The 1,332-nt window shown below is 42.2% G+C and carries 1 protein-coding gene; it reads left to right on the forward strand.

Going from position 1 to position 1,332, the window contains the following annotated elements:
• Positions 1-53 precede the first annotated feature (53 nt).
• Entirely contained in the window at positions 54-1,289 is a 1,236-nt protein-coding gene (locus EZJ43_RS16955; RefSeq protein ID WP_133263907.1) for an IS256 family transposase, read from the forward strand.
• Positions 1,290-1,332 lie beyond the last annotated feature (43 nt).

Here is a 1,332-nt window from a genome sequence, read left to right on the forward strand (position 1 = left end):
GAGTATGTACCACGAACTGTGTCAAAGCGTTAAACCTTTAAACACAATTAGCGATGAGAACAGGAGAAGATTTTGATTTTGAGAGCTTCAAAAACGAAGCAATGGCTGGGCTAAGTTCCGGCGAAAAGATGACTGGAAGTGATGGTGTTTTGGCACCTATGATGAAGCATTTTTTAGAGTCTATGATGGCTGGGGAATTGAACCATCACTTATCTGAGAGTAAGCTCAATGGTTTTGCAAACAGAAAGAACGGCAAGACAAAAAAGACTGTTCGCAGTTTGAGTTCTGGCGAATTTGAGCTGGAGAGTAACAGGGATCGCTTGGGTACTTTTGAGCCGAAGATTGTACCTAAACGACAGCTGATCATTACCGAGGAACTGGAAGGCAATATCCTTTCTATGTATGCCATGGGCATGAGTACCCGTGGAATGCGGGATTACATACAGGAAATGTATGCCATGGACATCTCTGCCACAGAGATATCACGTATAACCGACAGCGTTCTGCCTGCCGTTCAAGAATGGCGCACCAGGCCCCTGGATGCTGTTTATCCCTTTGTTTTTCTAGATTGTATGTTCTTTAAAGTCAAAGTAAATGGGCAGGTAGAAACCAGGGCGATATACAATATTCTGGGTATTGATATTGAAGGTAAAAAAGACATTTTAGGGCTCTACACTTCAGATAATGAGGGCGCAAAGTTTTGGCTGTCAGTACTTACAGATCTAAAGCAGCGGGGTGTGGAAGATATCCTGATTTCCTGCATAGACGGCTTAAAGGGCTTTCCGGAGGCTATCGAAGCTATCTTTCCCAAGACTCGGGTTCAGCTCTGCATTGTGCACCAGATTAGAGCAAGCATGCGCTATGTGCCCGATAAGGACAGAAAGGCCGTAATAGCCGATATGAAACCCATTTACACAGCCATAAACGGAGAACAGGGCTATGAGAGACTGCTGGAGTTTGAAGAAAAATGGGGCAGGAAATATCCTTTGAGCTGCAAATCCTGGATGGACAACTGGCTTAATTTATCAGCCTTTTTTGAGTATGATGAAATCATCAGAAAGATTATCTATACCACAAATCCGATCGAGGGGGTGCATAGACAAATTAGAAAAATAACTAAAACAAAAGGTGCTTTTACTTCAGAGCAAGCACTCTTAAAACTGATGTATCTGGTCATCAAAAACATCAGTAAAAAATGGACTATGCCGATCCATAATTGGGGCTTGGCATTTTCACAACTTTATATTAAATTTGGTGAGCGAATACTGAAAGAAAACAGTAGCTCCTGAGAAGCATTAATTTAGATAATGACACAGTTCAAGTTACACTCCC

Origin of the sequence: Pedobacter changchengzhani (assembly GCF_004354365.1) — a bacterium.
GTDB classification, from domain to species: Bacteria; Bacteroidota; Bacteroidia; order Sphingobacteriales; family Sphingobacteriaceae; genus Pedobacter; species Pedobacter changchengzhani.

Coding starts and splice junctions, on each gene's coding strand:
- EZJ43_RS16955 (WP_133263907.1), top strand. CDS start 54: ATGAGAACAGGAGAAGATTTTGATTTTGAGAGCTTCAAAAACGAAGCA.